This window comes from Pseudomonas sp. PH1b (genome assembly GCF_000633395.1).
Taxonomy (GTDB): Bacteria; Pseudomonadota; Gammaproteobacteria; order Pseudomonadales; family Pseudomonadaceae; genus Aquipseudomonas.
Window position 1 is genome coordinate 73,219 of the sequence record NZ_AYMU01000018.1, and the last position, 12,820, is coordinate 86,038.

A 12,820-nucleotide genomic window follows, 5' to 3' on the forward strand; every position below is an offset into this window, starting at 1 on the left:
GCTGTTTTAACCCAGCAGTTCGGCCAGCAATTTGCCGAAGCGCTGTTGCTGGCGTTTCTGTTGCAGCTGGTTGGAGCGGAAAATCGCTTTCAGGTCGTCCAGCGCGTGGGCGAAATCATCGTTGATGATCAGGTAGTCGTAGTCGACGTAGTGGCTCATTTCGCTGACGGCTTCACGCATCCGTCCTTCGATGACCTCGTCGCTGTCCTGGCCGCGGTTGGTCAGGCGCTGGTGCAAGGCCTGCAATGATGGCGGCAGGATGAAGATCGAGCGCGCCTGGGGCATCAGCTTGCGCACCTGCTCGGCGCCCTGCCAGTCGATTTCCAGGATCAGGTCGTGGCCCTGATCCAGGGTCTGCTGCAGGTGGCTTTGCGAGGTGCCATAGAGGTTGCCAAACACTTCCGCGCGCTCGAGAAAGTCGCCGTGCTCGATCATCTTCACGAACTCGCTGCGTTCGACGAAGTGGTAGTTCACGCCATTCACTTCGCCCGGGCGCATGGCGCGGGTGGTGTGGGAGACCGACACGCGGATCTCCGGGTTGGCGTCGGTCAGGGCCTTGACCAGGCTGCTCTTGCCTGCGCCCGAGGGGGCGGAAATGATGTAGAGGGTGCCGGTGCTGTGGGTCATGTCAGTTGCCTTACTCAATGTTCTGCACTTGTTCGCGCATCTGCTCGATCAACACCTTGAGGTTGACCGCAGCCTGGGTGCTGCGCGGGTCGAAGGCCTTGGAGCCCAGGGTATTGGCTTCACGGTTGAGTTCCTGCATCAGAAAGTCCAGGCGCCGGCCGGCAGCGCCGCCGGACTTGAGTACGCGGCGGACTTCAATGATGTGGGTGCTCAAGCGGTCGAGTTCTTCGGCGACGTCGCTTTTCTGTGCCAGCAGGACCATCTCCTGTTCGAGGCGGGTCGGATCCAGCTCGGCTTGCATGTCGGCGAAGCGGTCGAGGACTTTCTGGCGTTGGGCTGCGAGCATCTGCGGGACCAGCTCGCGCAAGGTCACTACGTCTTCCTCTATGGAGGACAGGCGTTCGTTGATCAGGCGCGCCAGTTCGGCGCCTTCGCGCTCGCGGCCATTCTTCAGCTCCTTCAGGCCCTGGTTGAACAGGGCCAGGGCGTCGCTGTTCAAGGCTTGCGGGTCGCTGGCGTCGGCCACCAGCACCCCTGGCCAGGCCAAAACTTCCAGTGGGTTGAGCGGCGCAGGCTGCTGGATCAGGCTGGCCACGGTCTCGGCGGCAGCGACCAGTTGCGCAGCACGCTCACGATCGACCTGCAGGGGCTTGCCGGCGGTTTCTTCAGTGAAGCGCAGGGTGCACTCGACCTTGCCCCGTGAAAGGCCCTGGCGCAAGGCTTCGCGAACGGCGCCTTCAAGATCGCGAAAGGCTTCCGGCAAGCGCAGGTGCGGCTCCAGGTAGCGGCTGTTGACCGAGCGCAGCTCCCAGCTCAGGGTGCCCTGGGTACCGGCCCGTTCGACCCGGGCGAAGGCGGTCATGCTATGCACCATGGAGGTACCTCCGATTCAGTGCCGGCGCCAACCGCGTGCGGGTTGAACGGGCCTGATAGTGATGAATTAAAGCCGACAGGCGGCGAAGGCGCAGGATTGTAGCGCAGTGCGGTGGGCGGCCCCAAACCTTGGTGCCGGCAATGGACGGCAGGTCGTCGCAACAGGACCGATCTGAGGTACAAATGTGCTTTCGGCCTTTTTGGGCGTGCCCTGGTGCAGTTGCGGGCTTTATAATGCTCGGCAGTTTTCCGTCCTCGTACAGGTGTTCCCCTATGAAACGTCCAAGTGGTCGCGCTGCCGATCAGCTCCGCTCGATCCGCATCACCCGCAACTACACCAAACACGCAGAGGGATCTGTACTGGTCGAGTTCGGTGATACCAAAGTGATCTGCACCGTCAGCGTCGAGAACGGCGTGCCGCGTTTCCTTAAGGGCCAGGGCCAGGGTTGGCTGACCGCCGAGTACGGCATGCTGCCGCGCGCTACCGGTGAGCGCAATCAGCGTGAGGCCAGCCGTGGCAAGCAGGGCGGTCGTACCCTGGAGATTCAGCGCCTGATCGGTCGCTCCCTGCGTGCAGCCCTGGACATGTCCAAGCTGGGCGACGTCACCCTGTATGTCGATTGCGATGTGATCCAGGCCGACGGCGGCACCCGTACCGCCTCGATCACCGGTGCCATGGTTGCCCTGGTCGATGCCTTGAAAGTGATCAAGAAGCGTGGCGGCCTGAAGGGTGGCGATCCGCTCAAGCAGATGATCGCGGCGGTGTCCGTGGGCATGTACCAGGGCGAGCCGGTGCTTGACCTGGATTACCTGGAGGATTCGGCAGCCGAAACCGATCTCAACGTAGTGATGACCAGCACCGGTGGTTTCATCGAAGTGCAGGGCACCGCCGAGGGCGCACCGTTCCAGCCTGCGGAATTGAACGCGATGCTGGCGCTGGCACAGAAAGGCATGACCGAGATCTTCCAACTGCAACAGGCTGCACTCGCCGATTGATGAGTGCCGGTCCCCAGCAAGGAGAGCGCCATGAGCGATGAACAACTGCCGCTGCCTACCCCGAGCCATGAGGTTCGGCAGTGGGCGATGTTTTGCCATTTATCGGCCTTGCTGGGGATCTGGGTGCCGTTCGGCACCTTGATCGGGCCGTTGATTCTCTGGCAGCTCAAACGTGAGACCGATCCCTTCATTGATGCCCAAGGCAAGGAAGCGCTGAATTTTCAGCTGACGGTGGCGATCGCCTCGGCGGTGTGCTTCCTGCTGATGTTCGTATTCATCGGCTTCATTCTATTTGGCCTGCTTGCCATCGGCGCGCTGGTGCTGACCATCATCGGCGGCGTCAAGGCGGGAGAGGGTGTGGCTTATCGCTATCCCTTCACCTGGCGCCTGATCAAATAGAACGGGCACGCACAAAAAAGCCGACATCACTGTCGGCTTTTTTGTGGCGATGAAAAGACGCTTAGATAGTCAGCGTCCAGTCATAGTCCACGATCAGCGGAGCGTGCTGCGAAAAGCGCGGCTGGCGCGGCAGGCGTGCACTGCGAACGAAGCGGCGCAGCCCGGGAGTCAGCAACTGGTAGTCGAAACGCCAGCCGAGGTTGAGCATCTCGGCCTGTTCGTTGTCCGGCCACCAGCTGTACTGGTCACCTTCGCGGCTGACTTCGCGCAAGGCATCGACATAGCCCATGTTGCCAACGATCTCGTCCATCCAGGCGCGTTCAGGCGCCAGGAAGCCCGGAGATTGCTGGCTGTCGCGCCAGTTCTTGATATCCAGCTTCTGTTGCGCCACATACAGCGAGCCACAATAAATGTACTCGCGGCGTTTGCGCCGCTGTTTATCCAGATAGCGGGCGAAGTCATCCATCAACTTGAACTTCTGGTTCAAGTCTTCATCGCCGTTCTGCCCTGATGGAAGCAGCAAGGTTGCGATGCTGACCTTGTCGAAATCGGCTTGCAGGTAGCGCCCGTAACGATCGGCTGTCTCGAAGCCGAGGCCGCTGATGACCGCCTTCGGCTGCAACCGCGAATACAAAGCCACACCGCCTTGGGCAGGGACTTCAGCATCGCAGGCATAAAGGAAGTAGCCATCCAGTTGGAAGGCTGGGTCGTCCAGTTCAAAGGCAGAGGCGCGGGTGTCCTGCAGGCAGATGACGTCGGCATTCTGTGCTTGCAGCCAACTGAGCAAACCACGCTCGACTGCCGCCTGAATACCATTGACGTTCACACTGATGATCCGCATAAATGGCCCCAAAAATCACGTGCGTGTATGATACCCGAGCTCTACCTAATTAGCTAAATCCGTGGTATCTGGGGTTTTTTCATGCAGGCGTATCAGCGCGATTTCATTCGTTTTGCCATCGATCGCGGGGTTTTGCGCTTCGGTGAGTTCACCCTGAAGTCCGGGCGCACCAGCCCTTACTTCTTCAATGCCGGCCTGTTCAACAGCGGTTCGGCCCTGGCGCAACTGGGGCGTTTCTACGCTGCGGCGATCGTTGAAAGTGGCATTCCCTTCGATGTGCTGTTTGGCCCGGCCTACAAGGGTATTCCCTTGGCGGCGACCACCGCGGTGGCCCTGGCCGAGCATCATCAGCGCGACCTGCCCTGGTGCTTCAACCGCAAGGAAGCCAAGGCCCACGGCGAAGGTGGCAGCCTGGTGGGCGCGCCGCTGACCGGTGATGTACTGATCATCGATGACGTGATCACTGCCGGTACCGCCATTCGCGAGGTGATGCAGATCATCGCCTCCCAGGACGGCGCCAAGGCCGCCGGGGTGTTGATTGCCCTGAATCGCCAGGAGCGTGGCAATGGTGAGCTGTCGGCGATCCAGGAAGTCGAGCGTGACTTCGGCATTCCGGTGGTGAGCATCGTGTCCCTGACCCAGGTCCTCGAGTTCCTGGCAGACGATCCGGCGCTCAAGCAGCATCTGCCGGCGGTGGAAGCCTACCGCGCGCAGTACGGAATCTGACCTGTAGGAGCCGGCTTGCCGGCGAAGAGGCCTTTGGGCCTTGAGCTGCTCGCGAGAGTGCCTTCGCCGGCAAGCCGGCTCCCACAAAGATTGCGTCGATAAAAAAGCCCCCGCCCGGCATGGCCGAGCGGGGGCTTTTTTGTGCCTGGTGCTTAAGGACGCTTGCGGTTGCTGATCAGGGTGCCGACACCGGTATCGGTGAAGATCTCCAGCAGGATCGCGTTGGGCACGCGACCGTCGATGATCAGCGAGCTGCCAACCCCGCCCTGCACCGCTTCGAGTGCGCAGCGGATCTTGGGCAGCATGCCGCCGTAGATGGTGCCATCGGCAATCAGCTCGTCCACCTGCTGGGTGCTCAGGCCGGTCAAGACCTTGCCCGACTTGTCCATCAGGCCGGCGATGTTGGTCAGCAGCATGAGCTTCTCGGCTTTCAGCGCCTCGGCCACCTTGCCGGCCACCAGGTCAGCGTTGATGTTGTAGGACTCGCCGTTGGCGCCGACGCCGATGGGTGCGATCACTGGAATGAAATCACCCTTGACCAGCAGGTTGAGCAGGTCGGTGTTGATCCCGACCACTTCGCCCACATGGCCGATGTCGATGATTTCCGGGGTGGTCATCTCCGGTGTCTGGCGAGTCACGGTAAGTTTCTTCGCCCGGATCAGTTCGGCATCCTTGCCGGTCAGGCCAATGGCGCTGCCGCCATGGCGGTTGATCAGGTTGACGATGTCTTTGTTGACCTGGCCGCCAAGGACCATCTCCACCACGTCCATGGTCTGCGCGTCAGTGACGCGCATGCCATCGACGAAATGGCTCTCGATCGACAGGCGCTTGAGCAGATCGCCGATCTGCGGGCCGCCACCGTGCACCACCACCGGGTTGATCCCGACAGCCTTCATCAGCACGATGTCGCGGGCGAAGCCGGTCTTCAGCTCCTCGCTCTCCATAGCGTTGCCGCCGTACTTGATCACCAGGGTCTTGCCGACGTAGCGGCGAATATAAGGCAGCGCTTCGGATAGGACCTTGGCGGTATTGGCGGCGGCATCGCGTTCGAGGGTCATTCAGGGCTCCGGTGCTTCAAACAATCAAAACGGTAGTTGGAGATCAGGTGCAACACGTTTCAGCTGGGCGTGGAAAACGTCCTTAATTCGCTGCAGTTCGGCCTCGTCATCGGCCTCGAAGCGCAGCACCAGCACAGGGGTGGTGTTGGAGGCGCGAACCAGGCCCCAGCCCTTGGCATAGTCGACTCGCACCCCGTCAATGGTGGTCAGGTCGGCGCCTTCGCCCCATTGCGCGTCATGCAAGGCATCAATGATGCTGAATTTGCTCTCTTCGGTCACATGGATATTGATTTCCGGCGTAGAAATATCGTCCGGGAAGGTGGCGAACAGCTCTTGCGCGGTGGATTTCTCCTTGCTGAGGATCTCCAGCAGGCGCGCAGCGCTGTAGATGCCGTCGTCGAAGCCGAACCAGCGCTCCTTGAAGAACACGTGTCCGCTCATTTCGCCGGCCAGCAGGGCGCCGGTCTGCTTCATCTTCTTCTTGATCAACGAATGACCGGTCTTCCACATTAGCGGGCGACCACCGTACTCCTTGATCAGCGGGATCAGGCGTCGAGTGCATTTGACGTCGAAGATGATCTCCGCATCCGGATTGCGTGCCACCACATCCTTGGCAAACAGCATCAGCAGGCGATCGGGGAAGACGATGCTGCCGGTATTGGTCACTACGCCGACGCGGTCGCCATCACCGTCGAAGGCCAGGCCCAGGTCGGCGCCGGTTTCCTTGACCTTGGCGATCAGGTCCTCGAGGTTCTCGGGCTTGCCCGGGTCCGGGTGGTGGTTGGGGAAGTTGCCGTCGACGTCGCAGAACAGTGGGATGACTTCGCAGTTCAAGGCTTCGATCAGTTGTGGGGCGATGACCCCGGCGGCGCCGTTGCCACAGTCCACCACGACCTTCAGGCGCCGGGCCAGTTTGACGTCGCGGGTGATCTCGTCGGCATAGCGCGGCAGGATGTCGACCTGGGTGATGCTGCCCGGTGTGCTGGTCAGGTTGTTGCTCTTCAGGCGCTCGTGCAGGGCCTGGATCTGTTCGTTGGCCAGGGTGTCACCGGCAATGACGATCTTGAAGCCGTTGTAGTTCGACGGGTTGTGGCTGCCGGTGAGCATCACCCCGGACTTGCCGGCCAGGATATTGGCGGCGTAGTACAGCGCCGGGGTGGGCACCAGGCCGACATCGCTGACGTGGCAGCCGCTGTCATACAGGCCCTGAATCAGTTGTGCCACCAGCTCCGGGCCGGACAGGCGGCCATCGCGGCCTACGGAAACGTTCGGCTCGTCCTGGGCCAGGCTCTGGGCGCCAATGGCGCGGCCGATCCAGTAGGCGGTCTCTGCGGTCAGGGTTTCCGGTACAACGCCGCGGATGTCGTAGGCGCGAAAGATGCTGTCGGGGAATTTCGGGGCGACTTTAGCTGCGTTGCTCATCACTGAGGGTGCTCCATCTGAAGGGGGTGCAGTACGGCCGTGGAATGGCAGGCCGGCAGGCTCAAACTGAAGGGTATGACGGCGTTTTCAGCATAGAGTTCGTACTGCGAAAGTGCCATCTGAGGGGCGGAGACCTGACCGTGACCGCTCAAGAGCCCTGTTTGAAGGGGGCGTGGCAATGCTTGGGTGTCGGTGGTCATTCATCCTGAAATCCCCGTCGCCATTGATCGGGCCAGGCAGGGAGCCTGGCCCGGGGAAGTGCTATCAGTGACTGCCAGAGTGACCGAAACCGCCTGCGCCGCGCTGGCTTTCGTCGAATGCCTCGACCACTTCGAAATGCGCCTGGACTACCGGGACCAGTACCAGTTGGGCGATGCGCTCGCCCACGGCAATATTGAAGGCCGTCTGGCCACGGTTCCAGCAGGACACCATCAGTTCGCCCTGGTAGTCCGAGTCGATCAGGCCCACCAGGTTGCCCAGCACGATACCGTGCTTGTGGCCAAGGCCGGAGCGCGGCAGGATCAGCGCCGCCAGGCCCGGGTCGCCGATGTAGACCGACAGACCGGTGGGAATCAGCAGGGTCTGGCCCGGTTCCAGGACAGTGTCTTCCTTGAGCATGGCCCGCAGGTCCAGGCCGGCGGAGCCCGGTGTGGCGTACTGCGGCAGGGGGAATTCATTGCCGATGCGTGGGTCGAGGATCTTGGCTTGTAAAGCGTGCATGCGAGTTAAACCTGGTTCAGCCGTTCGGCGATAAAAGAGATCAGTTGGCGGGCAATCTTGCCCTTGCTGGTCTGGGCGAAGAGAGTTGCGTGCAACTCCCGGTCAATCACGCTGCAGGCGTTTTCCTCGCTGTTGAAGCCAATGCTCGGGTTGGCCACGTCGTTGGCGACGATCAGGTCGAGGTTCTTGTCCTTCAATTTGCGTGCAGCGTAGTCGAGCAGGTGTTCGGTTTCGGCGGCGAAACCGACACTGAAAGGGCGATCCGGGCGGCCGGCGATGGTGGCCAGGATGTCCGGATTGCGCACCATCTGTAGTAGCAGGCCGTCGCCTTTCGTAGGGTCTTTCTTTAATTTCTGTGGGGCGACGACTTCTGGGCGGTAGTCCGCGACCGCGGCAGAGGCGATGAAAACGTCGCATGGGATGGCCGCTTCGCAAGCCGCAAGCATGTCGCGGGCGCTGACAACGTCGATCCGCGTGACTCTGTCGGGTGTTGGCAGGTGTACAGGACCTGTGATCAGGGTCACCCGGGCGCCGGCCTCGACGGCGGCCTCGGCCAGGGCGAAGCCCATTTTTCCTGAGCTATGGTTGGTGATGTAGCGCACCGGGTCGATGTTTTCCTGGGTTGGCCCGGCGGTAATCAGCAGGTGCTTGCCGGTCAGTGCCAGATGCTGGAAGCAATCGGCGGCGCATTGCACCAGGTCCGTGGCCTCCAGCATGCGGCCCAGGCCTACGTCGCCACAGGCCTGGCTGCCGGAGGCAGGGCCAAACACGCGCAGGCCGCGGCTTTGCAGCAGTTGGGTGTTGGCCTGGGTGGCCGGGTCGCGCCACATGGCCTGGTTCATCGCCGGGGCGATCGCCACGGTGGCGTCGGTCGCCAGGACCAGGGTGGTCAGCAGGTCGTCGGCAATGCCCTGGGCCAGGCGGGCGATCAGGTCGGCCGTGGCCGGGGCGATCAGTACCAGGTCGGCCCATTTGGCCAGCTCGATATGGCCCATGGCGGCTTCGGCCGCCGGGTCCAGCAGATCGAGGTGGACCGGGTGCCCGGAGAGCGCCTGCATCGTCAGCGGGGTAATGAACTCACTGCCGCCCCGGGTCATGACCACGCGCACTTCGGCGCCCTGGTCGAGGAGTCGGCGAACCAGTTCCGCGCTCTTGTAGGCGGCAATGCCGCCGCCGACGCCGAGCACGATGCGTTTCCGATACAGCCGCTGCATAGGCCTGTCTTTCCGTTCAGTGATTGCTGCGTGGCATGCCCCCTCCCCAGGTGAAATACCACGCAAAAAAGAGGGGGCTAAGATAGCACAGCGACCGCTGTCGAACAGCGGCGCCATGCACAGGGAGGTGTGATGAGCATTCGTGATTGGCCCGCGGCGGAGCGCCCGCGGGAGCGGCTTCTGGAGCAGGGTGCGATAAGCCTTTCCGACGCCGAACTGCTGGCTATTTTCCTGCGCACCGGAGTGGCCGGCAAAAGTGCGGTGGACCTGGCGCGGCACCTGTTGCAGCGCTTTGGCAGCTTGCGCAGGTTGCTGGAGGCCGATCAGTTGACCTTCACCCGGCAGTCGGGCTTGGGGCCGGCCAAATATGCCCTGTTACAGGCGGTGCTGGAAATGGCCCGCCGTCATCTGGCAGAGCGGCTGCAGCGGCAGTCCGCGCTGGAGAGTCCGCTGGTGGTACGCGATTACCTGAAGTCGATGCTTCGGCATGAGCCCCACGAAGTGTTCGGTTGCCTGTTCCTGGACACCAAGCACCGTGTGCTGGCTTTCGAGGTGCTGTTTCAAGGCTCCATCGACAGCACCACGGTGTATCTGCGGCAGGTCATCAAGCGCACCCTGGTGCATAACGCGGCCGCGGTCATCTTCTGTCATAACCATCCGTCGGGCATCTCCGAGCCCAGTCCGGCCGACCGGGTCGTGACCCGGCGCCTGCAGGAGGCGCTGGAGTCGATTGACGTGCGGGTGCTGGATCACTTCATCGTCGGCGACGGCGACCCGTTGTCGATGGCCGAGTACGGCTGGATCTGAATCGGCGGCAGGTTCAGGACCGGCCTGGTCTTGAAACTTGCCGCCGAAGGCTTGCCGCGGACCTACCGGACACTGACCTTCGAGTAGTCCTGGCGCCCGAAGGGGCTCACCTGATAGCCCTCGACCTGCTTGCGGGTCAGGGCAAAGGCGGTGGGATGCGCCAGGGGCAACCACAGTGCCTGTTGCTGGATCTGGGTCTGCGCCTGCTGATAAAGCTTGCTGCGTACGCCCTGCTCGGTGGTGGTCTTGCCCGCGGTGATCAGTTTGTCGAGGTTCTGATCGCAATAACGGGCGAAGTTGGTGCCGGACTTGACCGCGGCGCAGGTGAACTGCGGCGAGAGGAAGTTATCCGGATCGCCGTTGTCACCGGCCCAGCCCATGAATAGCAGGTCGTGCTCGCCGGCCTTGGCCCGGCGGATCAGCTCGCCCCATTCGATTACCCGGATCTCGGCCTGGATTCCCACTTGCGCCAGGTCTGCCTGCAGCAGTTGGGCGCCCAGGCTGGGGTTGGGGTTCAGCAGGCTGCCGGAAGGGCGGGTCCAGAGGGTGGTTTCGAAGCCATTTTTCAGGCCCGCCTTGGCCAGCAGTTGGCGAGCCTTTTCCGGGTCGTGCGTGTAGCCGGGCAAATCCTTGGCGTAGCTCCAGGTGTTGGGCGGGTAGGGCCCGTTGGCGGCCTCGGCGGTGCCTTCGAACACGGCCTTGAGGTAATGAGCCTTGTCGAAGGCCAGGTTGATGGCCTGGCGCACTTCCGGTTTGTCCAGGGGTGGGTGCTGGCTGTTGATGGCAACGAAGGCGGTCATGAAGGCCGCGGTGCTTTCGATCTTCAGTGCAGGGTCACCGCTGGCGGCCTGAACATCCAGGGGCTTGGGCGAAAGAGCGATCTGGCATTCATTGCGCCGCAGCTTCTGCAGGCGCACGTTGGCGTCCGGGGTGATGGCGAAGATCAGCGAGTCCACCGCCGGCTTGCCGGCAAAGTAATCACGGTTGGCCTTGTAGCGGATCGAGGCATCTTTCTGGAAGCGACCGAAGATGAACGGACCGCTGCCGATCGGCTGGCTGTTGAGCTTCTCCGGGGTGCCGGCCTTGAGGAGCTGGTCGGCGTATTCGGCAGAGTAGATCGAAGCAAAGCCCATGCTCAGGGTGGCGAGGAAGGTCGAGTCGGCATGATCCAGGGTGAAGCGCACGGTCAGTGGGTCCAGGGCATCGATCTTCTTGATCAGGCTGGGCAACTGCAGGGACTGGGCGTGGGGGAAACCGCTCTGGGCGATCTTGTGCCATGGGTGGACCGGATCGAGCATGCGCTCGAAGCTGAACTTCACGTCCTCGGCGTTCAGCTCGCGGCTTGGAGTGAAGTAGTCGGTGCGGTGGAACTTGACCTTGGGATGGAGTTTGAACTCATAGGTCAGGCCATCGCTGGACACTTCCCAGCTGTCGGCCAGGCTGGGGACCACCTTGCCGCTGGCGGCATCGAACTCCACCAGGCGGTTCATCAATACGTCGGCGGAAGCGTTGGTGGTGGTCAGCGAGTTGTACTGCACCACGTCGAAGCCCTCCGGGCTGGCTTCGGTGCAGACGCTCAGCGCGGCAGCCTGAGCCAGTGGGCTCAGAAAGGGGGCGAGCAGGAGCGGGAGGGCGGCGAGACGCATGGTCGGGTTCCTTGTGCAGATCGAAAGCCCATCTGCGAGTGCAGTCTGGAAATGCCTTACCCTAGTGGCCTTGCTGGAAAATGACTATCCCCTTTTGCATCCTGCGCCAGAACCTGGCGTGTGGCTCGCGATCCGCTTGTGGCGCTGTGGGTGAGGGCGGGTCATCTGGGGCCGCATTTTCTGCAGATTGATCCCGTTGGAACGGCGTCCACGGCCCGGGGGCGGGGTTGTTACCTGCAGGGGAGGGACGCTTGGCAGAGGCTGGAATATATTCTGCGACGAGCGGTAGATTTCCACGGTAGCCTTTGCCGCAGGCGTTCGGCGCAAGAAAATCAGGACTTTTCGTCATTCAGACCACAGCGGTTGTTGTTGCTATTGGGTCTTTCTGGTATAAAGCAGCGCTCTTTTCTAGGGGCCCGGTTCCTTCGCTTGTAGGTGTAGCCGGTAAGACCCTTAAAGAAACGCGGCGCCTGGCGCCAAATGACTGAGAGATTAAGCGGCCAACCCATGCCGGGTTGGGCATGTGGTTTTAGAGGGCTGAGGCATGTCTAGAGTCTGTCAAGTTACCGGTAAGGGTCCGGTGACTGGGAATAACATTTCCCACGCAAACAACAAAACCCGTCGTCGTTTCCTGCCGAACCTGCAGCATCACCGCTTCTGGGTTGAGTCCGAGAAACGTTTTGTGCGTCTGCGCGTATCTGCCAAAGGCATGCGTATCATCGACAAGCGCGGCATTGATGTCGTGCTGGCCGAAATCCGTCGCGATGGCGGCAAGGTTTAAGGGAGCTAATCATGCGTGAATTGATTCGTTTGATCTCGAGCGCCGGTACTGGTCACTTCTACACTACCGACAAGAACAAGCGTACTACTCCGGACAAAATCGAGATCAAGAAATATGATCCGGTTGTTCGCAAGCACGTGATCTACAAGGAAGGCAAAATCAAGTAATTGATTTTTCTTCTGACAAAAAAACCCGCCTTCAAGCGGGTTTTTTTGTGCCTGGCATTCAGGCTTTCTGTTCGAAGGCCACGTAGACCTTGCGGCAGGGCTCCAGCACTTCCCAGGTGCCCTTGAAGCCGGCCGGGATCACGAAGCGGTCGCCGACCCGCAAGGTCTTGGCATTGCCTTCATGGTCGCGCAGTACCGACACGCCCTGCAGAATCTCGCAATATTCGTGCTCGGTGAAGTTCACCGTCCACTGGCCGACGGCGCCTTCCCAGATCCCGGCGTTCAGTTGTGCGCATGGGCTGGCGTAGTGGTTGAACACCGCTTGTTCAGGGTCGCCCTTGAGTACTTTCTCGGGCGCGGGACGGTAGCGTTCGCCCTCGGTATTGGCCTGGCTGAAGTCGACGACGTTGTGGATGCTCATTCTTGTATTCCCCCGTGATTGCGGCGCGAGTGGCTATGAAGGGCAAAGTCTATGTTTATTAAAATGCACATAGCAATGGCGTTTGCCGCGACTTTGTCAAATATATTGAAAGTACAGGTGTC

General features: G+C 61.4%; 14 protein-coding genes and 1 pseudogene. 6 read left to right on the forward strand and 9 right to left on the reverse strand.

Translation table 11 applies throughout. The annotated features are described in order from the left end of the window. Positions 1 to 6: 6 nt before the first annotated feature. Together gmk and U873_RS0124805 are read right to left on the reverse strand one after the other, a co-directional pair. The gene (gmk, locus tag U873_RS0124800) at positions 7 to 627 is read right to left on the reverse strand and encodes a guanylate kinase (RefSeq protein ID WP_025130818.1); all 621 of its coding nucleotides are present in this window, start codon (positions 625 to 627) and stop codon (positions 7 to 9) included. Between the two features lie 10 nt (positions 628 to 637). Further along, entirely contained in the window at positions 638 to 1,501 is an 864-nt protein-coding gene (locus U873_RS0124805; RefSeq protein WP_025130819.1) for a YicC/YloC family endoribonuclease, read from the reverse strand. Between the two features lie 272 nt (positions 1,502 to 1,773). On the opposite strand from U873_RS0124805, the gene rph reads away from it, so the two are divergent. Continuing rightward, positions 1,774 to 2,496: a ribonuclease PH gene (gene rph, locus U873_RS0124810; RefSeq protein ID WP_025130820.1), complete on the forward strand. Its 723-nt coding sequence runs from the start codon at positions 1,774 to 1,776 to the stop codon at positions 2,494 to 2,496. A gap of 30 nt (positions 2,497 to 2,526) precedes the next feature. Continuing rightward, positions 2,527 to 2,895 carry a DUF4870 domain-containing protein gene (locus U873_RS0124815; protein ID WP_025130821.1) on the forward strand — a complete coding sequence of 123 codons (369 nt, stop codon included), beginning with the start codon at positions 2,527 to 2,529 and terminating at the stop codon, positions 2,893 to 2,895. A gap of 61 nt (positions 2,896 to 2,956) precedes the next feature. Here U873_RS0124815 and U873_RS0124820 read toward each other — a convergent pair whose 3' ends face one another. After that, complete coding sequence (locus tag U873_RS0124820) at positions 2,957 to 3,736, reverse strand: exodeoxyribonuclease III (RefSeq protein WP_003176915.1); 780 nt, start codon at positions 3,734 to 3,736, stop codon at positions 2,957 to 2,959. Positions 3,737 to 3,817: 81 nt separating this feature from the next. Between U873_RS0124820 and pyrE the strand changes: the two genes are divergently transcribed. Beyond that, positions 3,818 to 4,462 (forward strand): orotate phosphoribosyltransferase, encoded by a 645-nt coding sequence (gene pyrE, locus U873_RS0124825; RefSeq protein WP_025130822.1) that lies wholly within the window; start codon positions 3,818 to 3,820, stop codon positions 4,460 to 4,462. Positions 4,463 to 4,614: 152 nt separating this feature from the next. Here pyrE and argB read toward each other — a convergent pair whose 3' ends face one another. The 4 genes and pseudogenes from argB to coaBC all read right to left on the reverse strand — a co-directional run bounded on the left by argB (position 4,615) and on the right by coaBC (position 8,876). After that, positions 4,615 to 5,520, reverse strand: a complete 906-nt coding sequence (argB, locus tag U873_RS0124830; protein WP_025130823.1) for an acetylglutamate kinase — start codon at positions 5,518 to 5,520, stop codon at positions 4,615 to 4,617. A gap of 24 nt (positions 5,521 to 5,544) precedes the next feature. Further along, positions 5,545 to 6,945 (reverse strand): annotated as a pseudogene (locus tag U873_RS0124835) (phosphomannomutase/phosphoglucomutase); the annotation flags it as partial. A 261-nt stretch (positions 6,946 to 7,206) separates the two neighbouring features. Continuing rightward, entirely contained in the window at positions 7,207 to 7,662 is a 456-nt protein-coding gene (dut, locus tag U873_RS0124845) for a dUTP diphosphatase (RefSeq protein ID WP_025130826.1), read from the reverse strand. A 5-nt stretch (positions 7,663 to 7,667) separates the two neighbouring features. Further along, a complete protein-coding gene (coaBC, locus tag U873_RS0124850) occupies positions 7,668 to 8,876 on the reverse strand; it encodes a bifunctional phosphopantothenoylcysteine decarboxylase/phosphopantothenate--cysteine ligase CoaBC (RefSeq protein WP_025130827.1) in 1,209 nt (402 codons plus the stop codon). A 132-nt stretch (positions 8,877 to 9,008) separates the two neighbouring features. Between coaBC and radC the strand changes: the two genes are divergently transcribed. Next, positions 9,009 to 9,683 carry a DNA repair protein RadC gene (radC, locus tag U873_RS0124855; protein ID WP_025130828.1) on the forward strand — a complete coding sequence of 225 codons (675 nt, stop codon included), beginning with the start codon at positions 9,009 to 9,011 and terminating at the stop codon, positions 9,681 to 9,683. Between the two features lie 62 nt (positions 9,684 to 9,745). Here the strand turns inward: radC and U873_RS0124860 are convergent, their stop codons facing one another. Next, complete coding sequence (locus tag U873_RS0124860; RefSeq protein ID WP_025130829.1) at positions 9,746 to 11,329, reverse strand: ABC transporter substrate-binding protein; 1,584 nt, start codon at positions 11,327 to 11,329, stop codon at positions 9,746 to 9,748. A 544-nt stretch (positions 11,330 to 11,873) separates the two neighbouring features. Here U873_RS0124860 and rpmB point away from each other — a divergent pair. Then, positions 11,874 to 12,110: a 50S ribosomal protein L28 gene (gene rpmB, locus U873_RS0124865; protein ID WP_011064219.1), complete on the forward strand. Its 237-nt coding sequence runs from the start codon at positions 11,874 to 11,876 to the stop codon at positions 12,108 to 12,110. A gap of 11 nt (positions 12,111 to 12,121) precedes the next feature. Then, positions 12,122 to 12,277, forward strand: a complete 156-nt coding sequence (gene rpmG / locus U873_RS0124870; protein WP_003177274.1) for a 50S ribosomal protein L33 — start codon at positions 12,122 to 12,124, stop codon at positions 12,275 to 12,277. 58 nt (positions 12,278 to 12,335) lie between these two features. Here the strand turns inward: rpmG and U873_RS0124875 are convergent, their stop codons facing one another. After that, the gene (locus U873_RS0124875) at positions 12,336 to 12,698 is read right to left on the reverse strand and encodes a cupin domain-containing protein (protein WP_025130830.1); all 363 of its coding nucleotides are present in this window, start codon (positions 12,696 to 12,698) and stop codon (positions 12,336 to 12,338) included. Between the last annotated feature and the right edge of the window lie 122 nt (positions 12,699 to 12,820).

Bases quoted from the DNA above. Each gene is read 5' to 3' on its own strand.
- rph (WP_025130820.1), top strand. From the start codon at position 1,774: ATGAAACGTCCAAGTGGTCGCGCTGCCGATCAGCTCCGCTCGATCCGC.
- dut (WP_025130826.1), bottom strand. From the start codon at position 7,662: ATGCACGCTTTACAAGCCAAGATCCTCGACCCACGCATCGGCAATGAA.
- argB (WP_025130823.1), bottom strand. From the start codon at position 5,520: ATGACCCTCGAACGCGATGCCGCCGCCAATACCGCCAAGGTCCTATCC.
- gmk (WP_025130818.1), bottom strand. From the start codon at position 627: ATGACCCACAGCACCGGCACCCTCTACATCATTTCCGCCCCCTCGGGC.
- rpmG (WP_003177274.1), top strand. From the start codon at position 12,122: ATGCGTGAATTGATTCGTTTGATCTCGAGCGCCGGTACTGGTCACTTC.
- rpmB (WP_011064219.1), top strand. From the start codon at position 11,874: ATGTCTAGAGTCTGTCAAGTTACCGGTAAGGGTCCGGTGACTGGGAAT.
- coaBC (WP_025130827.1), bottom strand. From the start codon at position 8,876: ATGCAGCGGCTGTATCGGAAACGCATCGTGCTCGGCGTCGGCGGCGGC.
- U873_RS0124860 (WP_025130829.1), bottom strand. From the start codon at position 11,329: ATGCGTCTCGCCGCCCTCCCGCTCCTGCTCGCCCCCTTTCTGAGCCCA.
- U873_RS0124815 (WP_025130821.1), top strand. From the start codon at position 2,527: ATGAGCGATGAACAACTGCCGCTGCCTACCCCGAGCCATGAGGTTCGG.
- pyrE (WP_025130822.1), top strand. From the start codon at position 3,818: ATGCAGGCGTATCAGCGCGATTTCATTCGTTTTGCCATCGATCGCGGG.
- U873_RS0124875 (WP_025130830.1), bottom strand. From the start codon at position 12,698: ATGAGCATCCACAACGTCGTCGACTTCAGCCAGGCCAATACCGAGGGC.
- radC (WP_025130828.1), top strand. From the start codon at position 9,009: ATGAGCATTCGTGATTGGCCCGCGGCGGAGCGCCCGCGGGAGCGGCTT.
- U873_RS0124820 (WP_003176915.1), bottom strand. From the start codon at position 3,736: ATGCGGATCATCAGTGTGAACGTCAATGGTATTCAGGCGGCAGTCGAG.
- U873_RS0124805 (WP_025130819.1), bottom strand. From the start codon at position 1,501: ATGGTGCATAGCATGACCGCCTTCGCCCGGGTCGAACGGGCCGGTACC.